Origin of the sequence: Devosia sp. Root685, assembly GCF_001427875.1 — a bacterium.
Taxonomy (GTDB): Bacteria; Pseudomonadota; Alphaproteobacteria; order Rhizobiales; family Devosiaceae; genus Devosia.
Genome location: NZ_LMHK01000001.1, coordinates 1,075,818 through 1,090,812 on the forward strand (window position 1 = coordinate 1,075,818; position 14,995 = coordinate 1,090,812).

At 58.8% G+C, this 14,995-nt stretch carries 13 protein-coding genes; 9 read left to right on the forward strand and 4 right to left on the reverse strand.

Translation table 11 applies throughout. The features are described from left to right. Nucleotides 1-40 precede the first annotated feature (40 nt). Complete coding sequence (locus ASD83_RS05185; protein WP_156385752.1) at nt 41-421, reverse strand: hypothetical protein; 381 nt, start codon at nt 419-421, stop codon at nt 41-43. A 602-nt stretch (nt 422-1,023) separates the two neighbouring features. Here ASD83_RS05185 and ASD83_RS05190 point away from each other — a divergent pair. From ASD83_RS05190 to ASD83_RS05225, 8 genes are all read left to right on the forward strand, one after another. Continuing rightward, complete coding sequence (locus tag ASD83_RS05190; protein ID WP_156385754.1) at nt 1,024-1,248, forward strand: hypothetical protein; 225 nt, start codon at nt 1,024-1,026, stop codon at nt 1,246-1,248. A gap of 11 nt (nt 1,249-1,259) precedes the next feature. After that, nucleotides 1,260-1,859 carry a hypothetical protein gene (locus tag ASD83_RS05195; RefSeq protein ID WP_156385756.1) on the forward strand — a complete coding sequence of 200 codons (600 nt, stop codon included), beginning with the start codon at nt 1,260-1,262 and terminating at the stop codon, nt 1,857-1,859. Next, the gene (locus ASD83_RS05200) at nt 1,856-2,155 is read left to right on the forward strand and encodes a hypothetical protein (protein WP_056308569.1); all 300 of its coding nucleotides are present in this window, start codon (nt 1,856-1,858) and stop codon (nt 2,153-2,155) included. Before ASD83_RS05195 ends, ASD83_RS05200 begins: the two co-directional genes overlap by 4 nt. A gap of 105 nt (nt 2,156-2,260) precedes the next feature. Then, complete coding sequence (locus ASD83_RS21095) at nt 2,261-3,085, forward strand: hypothetical protein (protein ID WP_162249124.1); 825 nt, start codon at nt 2,261-2,263, stop codon at nt 3,083-3,085. A 133-nt stretch (nt 3,086-3,218) separates the two neighbouring features. After that, on the forward strand, nt 3,219-5,552 hold the full coding sequence (locus ASD83_RS05210) for a DDE-type integrase/transposase/recombinase (RefSeq protein ID WP_056308573.1): 2,334 nt from the start codon (nt 3,219-3,221) through the stop codon (nt 5,550-5,552). 13 nt (nt 5,553-5,565) lie between these two features. Beyond that, nucleotides 5,566-6,681 (forward strand): hypothetical protein, encoded by a 1,116-nt coding sequence (locus ASD83_RS05215; protein ID WP_056308576.1) that lies wholly within the window; start codon nt 5,566-5,568, stop codon nt 6,679-6,681. Further along, nucleotides 6,681-8,498, forward strand: coding sequence for a TniQ family protein (locus tag ASD83_RS05220; RefSeq protein WP_056308579.1), 1,818 nt, complete (start codon nt 6,681-6,683; stop codon nt 8,496-8,498). The genes ASD83_RS05215 and ASD83_RS05220 overlap by 1 nt, the downstream gene beginning before the upstream one ends. A gap of 616 nt (nt 8,499-9,114) precedes the next feature. Next, complete coding sequence (locus ASD83_RS05225) at nt 9,115-9,579, forward strand: hypothetical protein (RefSeq protein WP_056308581.1); 465 nt, start codon at nt 9,115-9,117, stop codon at nt 9,577-9,579. Between the two features lie 117 nt (nt 9,580-9,696). On the opposite strand, the gene ASD83_RS21270 is transcribed toward ASD83_RS05225, so the two are convergent. Continuing rightward, nucleotides 9,697-11,631: an alpha/beta fold hydrolase gene (locus tag ASD83_RS21270; RefSeq protein ID WP_244489106.1), complete on the reverse strand. Its 1,935-nt coding sequence runs from the start codon at nt 11,629-11,631 to the stop codon at nt 9,697-9,699. A 173-nt stretch (nt 11,632-11,804) separates the two neighbouring features. On the opposite strand from ASD83_RS21270, the gene hisD reads away from it, so the two are divergent. Continuing rightward, nucleotides 11,805-13,091, forward strand: a complete 1,287-nt coding sequence (gene hisD, locus ASD83_RS05240; protein WP_056308583.1) for a histidinol dehydrogenase — start codon at nt 11,805-11,807, stop codon at nt 13,089-13,091. A 106-nt stretch (nt 13,092-13,197) separates the two neighbouring features. Here hisD and ASD83_RS05245 read toward each other — a convergent pair whose 3' ends face one another. Together ASD83_RS05245 and ASD83_RS05250 are read right to left on the reverse strand one after the other, a co-directional pair. Further along, the gene (locus ASD83_RS05245; RefSeq protein ID WP_056308585.1) at nt 13,198-13,899 is read right to left on the reverse strand and encodes an RraA family protein; all 702 of its coding nucleotides are present in this window, start codon (nt 13,897-13,899) and stop codon (nt 13,198-13,200) included. A 48-nt stretch (nt 13,900-13,947) separates the two neighbouring features. Continuing rightward, nucleotides 13,948-14,994 (reverse strand): cupin domain-containing protein, encoded by a 1,047-nt coding sequence (locus ASD83_RS05250; RefSeq protein ID WP_056308587.1) that lies wholly within the window; start codon nt 14,992-14,994, stop codon nt 13,948-13,950. Between the last annotated feature and the right edge of the window lies 1 nt (nt 14,995).

Below are 14,995 nucleotides of genomic sequence, written 5' to 3' on the forward strand. Positions count from 1 at the left end.
AGGGTAAATTAGTCGATCGAACTTGGATCCAAGCTGAACCTTATCGGACAAGGTTTTGGTGAGGATCGGCCCCAATATCTATATTTTCCTCTTGGGCCCAATCCACCATACGGGTGAAAGCGCGGGCATAAAGGTACTGCTCCACACTCCTCCGGATTTCGTTCGCCAGTGCGCCCTCATCGAACTGGAGGATATCTGGATGGTCGTTCAGCAGGTTGATCGCCCAATCGGCCGTGATCCCTAGCCCCGCCCTTGAAGTCTGGGCTTCGCCAAAAACTGAGAGTTCGTGGTCGACCGCATAGCCCATGCAGGTCGTAAGCGGGTCCAGAAAGTCATCCGAATTCCCTGGATTGTCGATCCCCTGCATCTCTTCAAGCGCCGTCTGAAATACGGCGTCTTCCATCTCGTCGAAACTCTTCATTTTTGGCTGCTCCTTGGTTAGCTCAACAAGGATTGTCGCCACCGATGAAAGCGACAACAGCGCTCAAAAGAAATTTCTCGATTCGCTAGTCAGCGCTCTCCTGCGGAGTTCTGAACCGCTGGAGGAAACTTTTTTGAGGTCGACTTTCCACGACCGAGCCAAAGCGAGCGCCGGGCCGGTCTTAACAAAAATAAACCCTCCGCCCCACATTGGGACACAATCAAAGACCCACAGCACAGACAGGGATGTTGACCTCAACAGACCAGAACCGCGCACCAACAGGTAAGAAAACCCGTACCCTGTGCCGACGAAGAGCGTTTTGTAGTTCGTGTGTGAAACAAAATTTTGGGGTCCGCACCTGTCCCGTTTACGCGCTGAGATACAAAAAGCCGACAAGGTCCGCATTTTGTATCGAGAAGTATAAACAAGCAGATTTCAAATCTTTTTCCCACTTCGTCACATCATAGTTCACGCCATTAACTAGAACAAATCTCAGCCAGATTGAACCTACGCTAACACTGACAATCCGCACTCAATTTTGTGCTTGCATAATACTTTTCATCATGCGAAACGCCGCTCCCCAAATTCAAGGAGACCGCGACATGACGCGCATCACTTACATTTTTACCAGCCACATGGTGGATGGCGACTTCGATGTTGCTAACGACTGTTTTCGCGGCGCCGCGTTTGCCCGGGGAGGACGTCGGGCAGCACGACCGAGCCTCGATCACTACGATTTCGGCGACCGCCAAACCTACAAGGGGGACTGGCTGTCCTTCGACCCGGATGATCGCTTTGCGGATTTTGACGCACACAACGACAACTGATGGAGGCAACTATGAAGCACCAGACCCTCAACTTCCCCGTCGACTTCGACAAGTGGGCAGCATCGCTCGGGACCAAGAAGCCTCATTCGGCCTCCCATGCACCTTCGGCTTGCCGGCAGACCTTGGACGTCTCCAGGCGATTGTTGCCGCGTGCCTTGCTGCGCAAACTCTTCCCGGGCCATCCGGGTCTGGTCGCCGCGATGGATGGAGATCGCGGCGCTATCGCCACCGTCCGTTTTCGGAGGGATCCGAGGCCGTCGTTCGCACGCGTCAGTCGTAGCGGCCAACGTCGGGCAATACGACAGCTGTTGAACTCCTTGGACCTTTGGCGTGGTGACACCCGAGGGCATGGAGCAAATCCGAGCACGGAATTCGCTGGCTCTAACCTGACGATGAACGGCCACATCAGGATGGATCCGTATACCCGAGCGGTTTTTTCGGAGGGGCTTTGGCCCGGCGCTGACGGCGTCTCCGAAATGGCCTTCGGGGCAATCCTCGATCAGTTCGCTGAGCCCAAATCGGCACCGCGCCCTCCCCCGTGTGTGCCGCAGGCACTCAACGACGTCTTCACCCGGCTCAAGCACCGGACTTACCGCAAAGGTATTCAATGACCAGAACCGCTGACGCTCAAATCGAAACCGCGGCACTCACATACGCAGAGCTCAAGGCGGTGATCAAAACCAGGCCGGGGACGCCCGCTCACACCCGAGCCATCGACGGCATGTACACGCGGGAATTTCTGCGTGGCTACTTCCGGGATGAGCCCAAGGGCGATCTGGGTACCGCGCTACTCATCGCCAATAGCGGCGCGCGCCTGGCGAAGCGGCTGAACGAGCGTCAACTGAAAAACCTCGCTGACCGGCATGGGGTCGAGGCTTATTGGATGGAGGCGCCCATCGCAAATTAAAGGTGCTTGGATCCGCCAAGACCCAAGCACCCTAACTTCACCGGCCGCAATCCCGCCAGGAACTAGTCGGCCGACCACTCAACGTAAACGTCGTGTTCCCAAAGCATGCTGCGCGCCCCCTCGCGTGTCAAGCATCGCCTTGGGCACGGCTGGAGCTTCCCAATGCCAGTCAGCAGTGACTTTTCCTTCCTGCCACCCGATATGCCCGATCGTAGCATTCTGCTTGCGCCGGCAATCCGCGACACCCTCGCAATCCGAAAGATCGCCAAGCGATCGAAAGGGTCAAAGATTGGCGGACTTGTGTGTCCGGCGACCTTCCGATTGATCCGGACTGAGAGCGAGATCGAGCATGCCGCAACACAGCACTGCTATGCCGACCGCGCCGTAGCAACGGTGCGTGAACAAGCTGCCCGCATTGTGGGGCAGACACCCGAAGGGGACAAATTCACCCACATCCTCGACCTCGTCGCCATCACGTTCAAGGGCCTGAAACTCGGGCTCGTGGTCAAGCACTCGAGCAAGGCCGCCAAGATGAGGCTTTGCGACTTCGTCGCGACACTTGCTCCATGGACGCCAAAGCGCGTGGCAGACCGGGTTCTGCCACTCACAAATCGCGACCTGCCCGAGTTTCATGTTCGCAACGCCCAGCATTTTCTTTCTGTGCGGCGCGATCAGCGGAATGTCTTCGATGATTTGGTCCGGGAGGCGGCGCCTTTGGTGGTTGAACCCACTACCATCCGCGAGTTCACGGCCCAATTTGGCGGCGGTGAATTCGCCTTCCGTCCGGTGCTGCGAGCCATCTTTTTCGGGACGTTCGTGCGGCTCGAAGACGGCCTCATCGACGCCGACACCGAAATCCAGTTCTCGGGCTCCGTCGAGCCCGATCTGGATCAGGACCGCCGCTACCCAATGCCCGGCAAGGCGCACTAAGCGACGCCACTCCCTCCCACTAGGCCGGGCGCTCAGCTACCAGGTTCCTACGAGCGTTCGCAGGAACCTACGACAACACAGCCAGCGCACCTACAGCGCTGCAACCCCGCATTCCTTGAACTTGGATATCGCCATGCGCAACACTCACTCTCAGACCTCCGCTTCGGTAGGGACGCTCGCCACCACCTCGCGCTTCCTGATGGAGGGCTACCGCTGGAGGATCAGCGAAGAACGAGAGGATCGTTACTTCCTTGTCGACGCCGATGGCACTGACACACACCTCGAGGTTCTTCGCCTGCACGTGCCTAATCTCGTGGCCACCGGCGCTCTAATCGTCGAGAAGGACTTTTACAACGAGGATGGAAGCGTTGCCCCCCGGGCAGCTGCCAACGCCTTGCTCTCGGGCATGACCGATGAGGAGCGGTACTACTGCCATCTGATGATGGGATACCTTCTCCCATTCGACAAGGCGTACCGGTCCGGCAGGGTCAAGCTCCACAAGAAGTCGATCGAGGCCCATTTTTCGGGCCCGATCGCCGACGCCAATGCTCGAGAATACGCCCTCACTCAAATGGGGTGGCTGGACCGCGTTAAAGTCAGGAAGGGGCAATCCAGCATCCCCCATCACAACCCACCTGGGGCATCCGATTTGAAGCGGATGTACCAGAAGTTCCGTCAGCCGGGTTTCCACTTCCAGGACCTTCGGAAGCGCACCGACGCGTGCATCCATGGTGGCAAACGCCTCGATGACTTCGTCGCGCTGACGACGGAAAACGTCATCCTCCAGGATCACGCGGATGAGAAACGCATGAACATTGCCGCAGTCCAACGCACTGTCGGGGCGCTCATCAACGATGGAAAACCGAGTGGCCACTGGACCACGCAGCCTCCGTCGCACAAGGCGATCAAGAACATCATCAAGCGGCTCATGGAGAGCCGGCTTATCGGCGCGCGCCTTGGGGTTGATGCCATGGAGGATGAAACCGGATCTTGGACCGGGGGGCCTCATTACACCCAGGTTGGCGAGATGGTCTACATGGACTGCTACAAGACCGACCTCATCGTCGATCTCACCAAGCGCGGCGTTTGGATGCACCTGTCTCAAAAGACGCAGGACTTGATCAAGAAGTTCCAGCGTCGCGTTTGGATCTGCGTGGCCATTGATGCAGCTACCCGCGTCGTTCTGGGGGTAAGCTTCGGTCTCGCCGAGGACACCGACTTGTCAGTTCGCACGCTCAGAATGGCGGTGACAGACAAGACGAAGTTTGCCGAAGTCGCTGAATGCGACGCTACGCCGCCTCGTGCTGTCGGCATCTCCGGTCTTGGGACGGATAGCGGCGTAGCGTTCCGAAATGCGCGCTTCCGGACCGTTGCCTATCATGTCACCGGCAATGCTCAGATCGGCATTGTCGGGAAACCAAATCTTCGCGGGGTTGTCGAGCGGCTGTTCAGGACCTTTCATGACCAGTTTCTCCCGTACTTCACCGGGCGAACCTTTTCCAATGTCGTCGAGCGTGGGGATTACGACCCTGAGGTACGCATGACGCTTTTTCTTGAGGAGTTCGGCAGCATGATGTTTCGTTGGTTCACCGACTGCTATCACCTCCAGAAGCACCGTGGTCTCCGTGGCCAGCCCCCGCTCAACCGCTTCAACCAGACCATCGGTGACACCGGGTACGCTCCCGCAATGTCGTCCGACGAACAACGGATCGCCTTCGGAATCGACGTTTGGCGTCTGTTGACACAAGGGGGGCTGCGCTATTGCGGCGTGCAGTACCCCGCCAATTGGTTGGCAGCTCGGTACAAGTCCAACGGCGGCGAGAAGATGCGGGTCAAGATCGATCCGGAAGATCTCGGCCGGATCAGCGTCCTCGTCGACGGGCAGTGGGCGACCCTGGCTGGTCCGGTCGAGATGCAGGGCATCCCATTGTCCCTTTGGCGTGCTCACTGCCGCAAACTCGCAGCAGAATACGGAGAACAGGCAACGATCAATTTTGAGACCGTGGCCAAGGCGCTGTTGAGTTTCCGCAAGCTGAGCGCCGAGGCGTTCTGTCGCGCCAAGCTTGAGGATCGCTCGTACAACAGCAAACACATCGAAGCTGCTGACGAACAGATCAAGCTGCGCTTCGTCTACCGCCCCAAGCCGGCAAGTCACGGTGGCCCCTTGAGCCTGACTGCGTCCATGACGGGCGCATATAAGACAGGCGCAAAGCTGGAACTTCCGGCGTGGGACGAGCCAGGTAAGGTTATGGATTTGGAGCGCGACGAAGCGAACGAGGTCGACCAAAACACCCTCGACGACAAGTTGGTCGCGGACAACGACAACGACGGCGACGACCCGCTTCCCGGTCATGATGACGTTGATGCCGCTTCGCCCACGCCGCCGACCACGTCACAGAAGCCCAAGCGTGCTCCTGTGAACACCAAGCCGATGCCCCAAGTGAAATTCGGCAACTACAAGAAGTAAGGAGCTGTCGAGCATGACAATTGACACCGGAACCGCCGACATCTCCAGCCTCCAGGACGTCCTGGGGGCAATGCAGAGCGCGAAATATCATCGCAATCTGCGGCAACTCATGGGGCGAATGCCCTTCGAAACACCTCAGTTGAAACTGGTGCAGGCAAGCATTCACCGCCTGCACCTGGAGGCAGGCGCAGTCCTGAACGAGGGCGACGAGTGGGGTGAAGGCAACCGGAAACCCTCTAGGGGGGTGATCATAGTCGGGGACAACGGGGCATCCAAAAGCTATTCAATCCAGTATGCCCTCGCCAGTCTGCCGCCCATAACCCTCAAGGGGGGCGGCAGGCACCCTCCAAATCCGCTCTATTGGGAGGCATCGAACGGCGAAGCGCGTGCGTGGCTGAGGGACCTCCTGGCCAAGCTTGGATACCCCACCACGCGCATGCCATCGCCCGAACTTGCTATGCCTCAGATCGCGGCACGTTTGCGTGGGCAGAAGCTGACAATGTTGGGCTGCGATGAGATTTCGCGCGTCCTGAATCCGCGAAATTTTCCGGGGCGGTCGAAGTTGGCGGCGCAGGCCGAGATCGTTTGGACGCAGATCATTCAGATGATTTCAGACCCGGTCTGGCCAACCCCAATCGTCGCAGCGGGCACGATGGAGCTTGTGGACACATTGCATCTGCTTCGTTCCGGCTCGAACGTGCCAGTCGCCCGTGGTGACCTTCTTCGCCGTTGCGACCTGATAGTGATGCCATCACTGACTATGGACGACGCCGATGCCCTGTGTGGATACATCGATGCTTACTGTACGGAGTTGAATGTCACCAATCACCTCAAGGAAGGGAGTGACGTTGGCAACCGCCTGGTCAACGCGTCGCGTCGAGGAATGGGAACGGCGCTTGAGATCGCCCAGCGCGCTGTCGCCTTGGCCTCTGTTCGCCGACGGGGCGCTCTGAGCATTAGGGATTTCGCCAACGTCCTGGCGGTTTTTACCTCCTGCTCTGAGGAGAACAATATTTTCCTGGCGAACGACTGGACAAGGATCGACTTCCAGAAGGTCGCAGCCGTGGACTTTGAAGACGCCCGAAACGCCACAAAATCCTCGAACGCAGATCTGGAGGGCCTGTTCTGATGACCAACTTTTATAATGTTGCCCCTCTCTCGGATTGCCTGCCGCTGTGCCCTCGCGAAACTGCGCTCAGCTACGTTTCGCGTCTGGCCCCCTATTTTGGGTGCCAGTCCACGTATCAGTTCTGCAAGGACTTCGACCTCGATCTGTCGAAGCTGATGGATGGTGACCACGACGCTCTGATGCACCTGTCTCGGCTCACCAATGCCGATTTTGGCGAACTTCAGCGCTGGTCCGCGATCACCCTGCCGAGCGGCCGGAAGTCAATCAACGGGCAGGTGCTGACGCACAGTCGGTCGTCACGTCGGACAATGGCATTTTGCCCCCTTTGCGCGTCAGAGGATATTGCTACCAATCCAAAGGTGACAGCGGATTTGGCCGTTTACGTGAGAGCTGAATGGCAGGCTTCGGACATCCGACATTGCGGAGCACACAGGGTCCCTCTCCTTCGATACGTAGTAGATAATCGGCGATCGCGCACCGACCTGGGCAATTTTATTGGCCAGTTCATGGCTGACTACGAGGGCGCAGCGACAGCAGAGAGCAATGTTGGTGACCTGGAAACATATTCCCTGAGCCGACTTATTGGGACTGATCAGTCGCCAATTCCTCACCTGGACGATCTTGACCTCTGGCAGGTTGTCTCTCTTTCAAGGTCGATGGGGGCAGCGATGGTCAACGAGGTAAGGCAGTTTAAGCTTCTTGACCTTCGTCGCCTCGATGAACTCGGCGCTATCGGATTCGCTGCGCTTTACGGCGGCATTGAAACTATTGAAGTGGCTTTTCAGGGCATTCGGTCCAACCACTGGAAGGATCGTGAAGTTGGGGCGCTCAAGCGTGTCGAGCGCTTCTTCAAAAACAGCGTCAGAACCGAAGCAATTGCGCGTATCTCGGGGCTGATAGCCGAAGCCGCGTTTGCAACCTTCCCGTACAAGTTGGGTGAGCGTTTCTGCGGCGTAACGTGTGAGACTGTCAGCGTGCAACCCAGCGGTGTAGCGAGGGAGTCACTCGGAATTCCGAAATCCATCTGGCACGCGTTTGTCTCGGCCAAGCCGGCTTGGGTGGTACACGAGGGTGGCCACTCTCGACATACCTTAGTCGAACTTGAAGCTGCTCGTGCATTCTTCAGGAACTACATCCTCGTCGATTCGCTGCCCGACCTCGCTAGGCAGCACGATCTCAGCCGGCAACATCTCCAGCACCTCAAGCTCGGAGGGGCGATCGCGCCGACCGCCTTTGCAAATCTTCCGAACGTGGTCGAACTTTATTCGAGGTCGGAGGTCGAAGAGGCGATCGTTAGAGCGCAACGCTTCCAAACCATTGCGGCCAATGACAACGAAATCCCCGTCGGATATCTAAATCTGTTGCAGGTGAGCAAAGTCCACGCCATCGGAATCCAGCAGCTTCTGGATGAGATTCATGCCGGAACTATTCACTGTGTCCGAACGGAAGGGGGCTCGAACGCGAACCTCACAACCTGGATCGATCCAGTGGAAGCCATGAAGAAAATTTTCGGATTCGATACACCTATGACCTTGCAAGGGGCTTCGGACTTCATCGGTCTCCACATCAATCATGTGAGGATTTTGGCGCAGCACGGGATTTTGCCGAGCCGCTCTCGGCCACGTGGAAACGGCATCTTCCTTACCTTCGAGCGAGCAGATGTTGAAGCATTTGTCACCAAGTACGTCACGACCGGCGAAGTGACGAGGCGAAAACTAAAAATTCCGACCTCTGTTTCCGCTGTCGAAATTAGGCACCCAAGCTGGAACACAGCTCCCGTTCGACTTTACGAACGCGCGAACCTGGCGGCAGCCTGACCGCGCCTGATATCTTTGGCGATGCAAGCCGCTGCCTCCTTAGGTGCAGCGGCTTTCGTGTTTTTCGAGCTCCACCATCCAGATTTTCTCAGATTTGATTTTCAGCTTTTCCTTCAGCTTGGATCAATCTATACGTTCAGATCAGTGCTCTAGAGTCTAGGGATTCCGGGCGTTTTCGGACCCCATGGATAATTCTAATAGCGAACTTAGAGCATCTCTAGGTTGTTGCCCGTTGGAACTATCCAAGGCGTGACGCGAGAGGCGCGAAACCAGCGCATTTTCTCAGGATTTTTGGGTTTTTTGGGCACGCTCGGCCTGGCCAAAGCCCGCACTGGCCTCCCAATGCTTCGTGTCCACCGGGGTTCGGTGTCTTTAGCTGCCCGAGTTTGATCTCCTGGCCGCATTTGCCTCGCCATCAGCGCTCTTCAGTTCAAAAAAACACCGTAACGCGGTGTCCTCAAAACCCTCCGCAGCTCAGTCGTCCATGAGCCGCTGCGCGCCTTCTGCAGATGAACCGCACCTAAACCTCTGGTTCACGGCAGCGTGAACTCGGCTTCGTTATTACCGCCGTCATCGAAAAACGCACTCACCCAGTGCAGAAACCAAGGATGACGAAATGACCAAAATCTTCTCGACCACCATTTCCCTCGTTGTGGCCATGGCCGGCATTGCGGCCGTCGCCACGCCGGCCCAGGCGGCGACCCGCCTGATGAGCAGCACCGTCGATGCTTTCGAATATCGGTGCGAACGCCACGATGGCATTTTCTCGGCTGCCGGTCAGTCCGTAAGCTGTCAAACGCCCACCGTTGCAGTCTCCTGCGACTACTTCGATGTTCGCCAGGCCGTCTGTGCCTGGCCGGGAATTGAAAATCAGATCGCCGTCATTCGCGTGATTGGCACCATTCCGGCCGGCTACACGGCGTCGCTCTCGAGCGATGACGACTCCGCCATTGCAGACGCCCCCGGCAACGGCGGTGGCGGTGGCGGTGGCTTCATGGGGCCTAAGGACATCCAGGACGCACCGAATAACGATCCGAAGCCGAACTGGGATGGTCCGAAGGACTTCCAGATGGCCCCTTGAGCGGACCGATGCGGAAGGCGATCCTTTGGGTCGCCTCTCCCATTGTTCGCTTTCGCGAAGAGCACCAAACGAAAAGGGCCGGTGCGCGGCACCGGCCCCAGTCCAACTCGCAGAACCCTACTGAGCGGCGCCTGCGTCTGCCGCCAGTTGCCCGAGTTTGACCTGAACAAGCAGGCTCAACTCGTCATAGACGTTCCATTCATCGACGATCTTGCCATTCTTCCAATGGTAGTGGCTCATGCCCATCACCTGCACGCGCTTGCCGGTCGGGTCGCCCAGCGTGCCCAAAATGCCATAGCCAAGGTGATGGCCTTCCATCAGCCAGCGCACCGCGACCTTGGTGCCGCCCTCTTCGCAGGGGTTGGACGCCACATGCTGCACTTCAAACGACGCGTCGGGCAGCGAACCGATCAGGCCCAGATGCTGATGAATGATGGCCGCCTGGCCATAAAGCTCCTTCATCAGCGGCCCATGATATTGCGCGTTCGGCGCATAGTCCTGAGCGATGCGGCCGAACATGCGCTTGGTGAAAACCTCATGCAGCATTTCAATCGTCTGCGCCTCGATGTCGTTATGCGCAAGCGAGGTATCGGCCTTTTCGTTCGGCGGCGTCTGGCCGAGGAACCGGCGATTTTCGCCGATGTCGAGCGAGATCAAACCGGCGTCGAACTTCGCCTTGGCCGTCTTCATCGCAAAATGATGCGGGTCGAGCCCAAGCTGCTGAATGATCGCCATGGTGTCGGCCACCACCCATTCGCGATAGATCTTGTTTTCAAAGATCATGCAGTCGGCAATGGTGCGCGAAACGAAGGGGCGCCCCGTCGGCTGGCCAAGATGACCATATTGGGTATGACGGCCCGAACCGGTCACGAGATGGCTGGTATAAAAGCCGTCCTTATCGTCGCCGTTCCAGATCACCTGCGTGCCCATGCCGCGGCGTTCGGGGAAGGAAACGAGACGCTGAATGGTGTCGCGCACCACGTCTTCACGATTATAGATCGTGCCGGTGGTGCCATAGAGCACGCAGTTATGCGTGTAATGGGTATAGATCAGTCCGATATCGCGCTCGTCCCAGATCTTGTGGGTGCAGCGGATGATGTAATCGACGATGTCGGTATAGATATCGTCAAAACCGTTCAGCGACTGGCTGCGCGGCCTGTTGGTCGGCGCCAGGTCGGGATAGTCGTGCCGCTCCACCTGCAGCACGTTTTCCACCGCGACGGGCGAAGCGCCCTTGGTCTTGGGATTGCTCGTTGCGTCGCTCATTTCCGCTCCTTGGGTCTGTGACGGCTCTATCGAGAGTTTTTCTGTCGTCCAATCCAGCCAATCACTGACATGACGCGCCACTGCGGCTGGATTTTCAAGCGGGCTGAAATGCCCGGCTTTTGGAATGATAAAATAGCGGGCGCCGGCAATCCCGGCCGCTAATTCCTCATGCGCGGCAAGCGGGCAAACCTGCTCGTCCGCGCCGGCAAGGATTAGTGTCGGTACCCGGATCGCACCAAGCCGCGGCCGGCTATCGGCGCGGCAGATCGCCACTTCGGACTGATCGGCCAGAACCCCCGCCCCAGCATCGACCGCCATGGCAAGAATGGTCTCGCGCAGTTTTTCGTTTGCCGCATTTTCAGGCGAAACCAGCCGGTCCCAGCTATCAAGAATATAGCCACCCATCCCCTCGCCCCGCGCCTTGTCGACAGCGGCACGTCGCATCCCGGCATTGGCTTCCGGATCCGGTCGCGCCGTCGTGTCGATCAGTGCCAGCCCGGCAATCCGCTCCGGCGCCAGCGCCGCCATTTCCAGCGCCACGATGCCGCCGAGCGAAAATCCGAGCAGCGCAAATCGCTCCGGTGCCATCGCCAGCAGCTTGACCGCAAGGTCCTGCGTCGTCCTCGCTCCGGTCATCGGCAACACGCTGATATCGGGATGGTTGAGCGCCGCCAGCAAAGGCGCAAACAGCCTCTCGTCGCATACCGTGCCGGGCAGCAATAGCAGCGGCATGGCATTCGCTTCTGCACTGTCCCGCTTCAGATCGGCGTTGGCTTGGCTATTCATCTCTACCGGATCACGGCTTGGCCCCGACGAAAGATCGAGGCCCCTCTCACCAAAAAACACTGGCGCATTTTGACTACGTATGCAAGATCATTCTCAGCCTATTGGAGACGCTCGATGTTAGCAGTCTGCTAACCAATTGCCGTCTCGCGTTGTCGTTTCGGAGACCGATGCTAATGACAAATTCCCCCTTCCCCGGCGTCACCTATGTGAAGGCCCCAGAGCGTTCCTCGATCAGCGACAACGCCCCAGTCGAAACCCTGGTCGCCGAAATCATCGCCAATGTCCGCAAGAACGGCGACAAGGCGGTCCGAGAATATTCGGCAAAATTCGACAAATCCGACATCGACGTTTTCGAAGTCACCGCTGCCGAACGCGAAGCGGCCCTTGCCGAACTCGATCCGCAAACGCGTCGGGATACCGAGTTTGCCATTGAAAACGTTCGCAAATTTGCCCAGGCGCAGCTTGCGACCATCCTGCCGCTCGAAGTCGAAACCCTGCCCGGCGTCCATATGGGTCACCGCGTCATCCCCATCCAGCGCGTCGGCTGCTACGTCCCCGGCGGCCGCTACCCCCTTCTCTCCGCCCCGATCATGACCATCGTCCCGGCCACGGTCGCCGGCGTCGATGAAATCATCGCCTGCCTGCCGCCCAATGCCCACAAGGCCATGATCGCCGGCTGCCATCTCTCTGGTGCGACACGGATTTTCCGCATCGGCGGCGCCCAGGCCATCGCGGCCATGGCCTACGGAACCGAGACCGTTCCGGCCGTCAACAAGATCGTCGGCCCCGGCAATGCCTTCGTCAACGAAGCCAAGCGCCAGGTTTTCGGCCCGGTCGGAATCGATCAACTCGCTGGCCCGTCTGAGATTTTTGTCGTCGCGGACAAAACCGGCGATGCCGAAATGATCGCCACCGACCTCCTCGCCCAGGCCGAACACGACATCCGCACCCGCGTCGGCCTCATCACCACCGACAAGGCCCTCGCCGAAGCGGTGTTGAAGGAAGTCGAAGCCCAGCTCCAGACGCTGTCGACGGCCAACACCGCCCGCGAAGCCTGGATCAACTATGGCGAGATCACCGTCTGCGATAGTGAAGCCGCGATGATCGCCTATTCCGATCTCATCGCCGCCGAACACCTGCAGGTGCACACCGCCGACGCCAAGGGCTTTGCCAAAAAGCTGAGGAATTACGGTAGCTTGTTCATCGGCGAGCTCGCGAGCGTCGTCTATTCCGACAAGTGCTCGGGTACCAATCATACCCTCCCCACCATGGGCGCCGGCGCCTATACCGGCGGCCTATGGGTCGGCGCCTATGTCAAAATCGCCACCCACCAGTGGCTCGACGAAGAAGGCGTCAAGCAGGTCGCCCCACCCGCCGCCCGCCAATCCGCCAGCGAAGGCCTAGAAGGCCACCGCCGCGCCGCCCAGCTCCGCCTCGATCGCATGCAGGCGAAGAACTAAGCAAAGGGCCGGTGGAAACACCGGCCCTTTTCATCTCTGATCTCTCGGTAGCCTCATGGTGAGGCGGGAGCATAGCGACCCTCGAACCACGAGGCGTGGCAATGGCTTAGCTAATCTTGTCCGCCTCAAGCCAAGCCGCCCGCAGTTTCTCGATCGTGAACCCTGGCGCCCGCGCCGCCGACAAAATCGGCACTTCCTTGCGCATCACCACGTCGATTGCCCAAGGCATACGCTCAATGTGCTCTGCCGGAATAACCACCGCCCCATGACGATCCGCATGGATCAGGTCATCGGGCCGCACCGTCATCCCAAACACCGTCACCGGGCAATCGAGCTCCGTCACATGCACAAAAGCATGGCTCGGCCCCACAGCCCCCGCGATCACCTGATAGCCCTCATCGAGCATCCCAAGATCGCGCAACACGCCATTGGTCACGGTTCCGGCAACCCCCAGCCCCTTATGCTGGGCCACCTGCATCTCGCCCCAAAAACCGCCAATCACATGCGGCCAATCGGTATCTTCGATGACTGCGACGGTTGGCCCCTCGCCGCCCGAAACATACTCATAGTACTGCATTCGCAAGGCACGAACCTCGGCGGCCGGCTTCTGCGCCGGAGATGATGCCCGGATCTTTGCCGTACGCGCAAAACCCACAACCGGCGGCAGTGAGGGGTCAGCGCAAACCACCGGTATTTTGGTGAAACCCTCCGCCGTGCGCCCACCCATAACGTGTTCGAGCGCATTGCAAACAGTTGGTGTGTCAACCTTTTTCAGGGCCGCCAGTGCCTCAGACGATATCTTTGCCATTGTCCCTCCAGTTCCGCCGCCTCTTCGCTGTCCCCATGGTGAGAGGCATTACTCCGCAGCCTGAGCGGTTGCGAATTGCGGCGCGGCCGGCGAGGCGGCACCGCGGATAACGAAGATGATCGCATCGGCCGAGGCCGGATTGCGGAAGCCGTGCATCAGGCCAACCGGCACGGTCAGCGTATCGCCGGCACCGAGAATGAGCGAACCGCCATCCCAGTTAAATTCCAGCGTGCCAGACTGCACAAACAGCACTTCCTGCTCGGAACGCGCATGCGCCGGCACAGTCGCGCCGGTTTCGAGCTTCAGGCGACGCACAGTGAAGTCATGCTTCCAGTGACCGACAATGGGGCCGGCCTTGACGCCGTCCTGCCCATCGACATCGCCGATAACGCCAGCTTCTTCAACGCCTTCGCCGGATAGCGGTGAATTAACATCGCCCTTGATGTCAGCCGCCTTGATGGCATATTTCGACAGCTCGGACATCGGCGGGGTCGCCAGTTCCTGCATCTTGGCCGCGTCAGGCGGCAGTTCGAGCTCAGCGCCTTCCGGCACCTTTTCGCCCAGCGTCGTATCGACCAGCTTGCCGCCCTTGAGCAGCTTCAGACCAAAATCCTCAGCCATCTTGAAGACGCTCGGCGCCCAAACGACCTTGCCCGGGTCGTCGTGTCCAAGCACCACGGCGAGGAAGCCAGTGCCCTCATCAAGCTTTTCAAAGCCGCGGAACATATGCGTCGGGACAGTCGCCACGTCGCCCGGCTCAACGTCGAGATAGCCCTCGTCCTTGTTGGCGCCGAACACAAACCGCCACTTGCCCGTATGGACGAGAAACGTCTCGGCGGTCAGGTGCGAGTGCTGCGAATTGGTGCAGCCGAACGGCTGGCGCGCCGCGCCGAAATTGAAGCCGTGGGCCTCAGGGATATGCACCACCTGCGCCTTGTTCTCGGAAACACCGGGCCCAATGATGGTGAAGTTTTCCTTGCGGTCCGAACCCGGCGTCCGCGCGTCGATGAACGCGTTGCGCAGACCCTTCAGATCCGCATAGCGCACCAGGCGCTTTTCCATTTCGGCCTGGGTCCAAGTCTTGCTCTGAGTCATG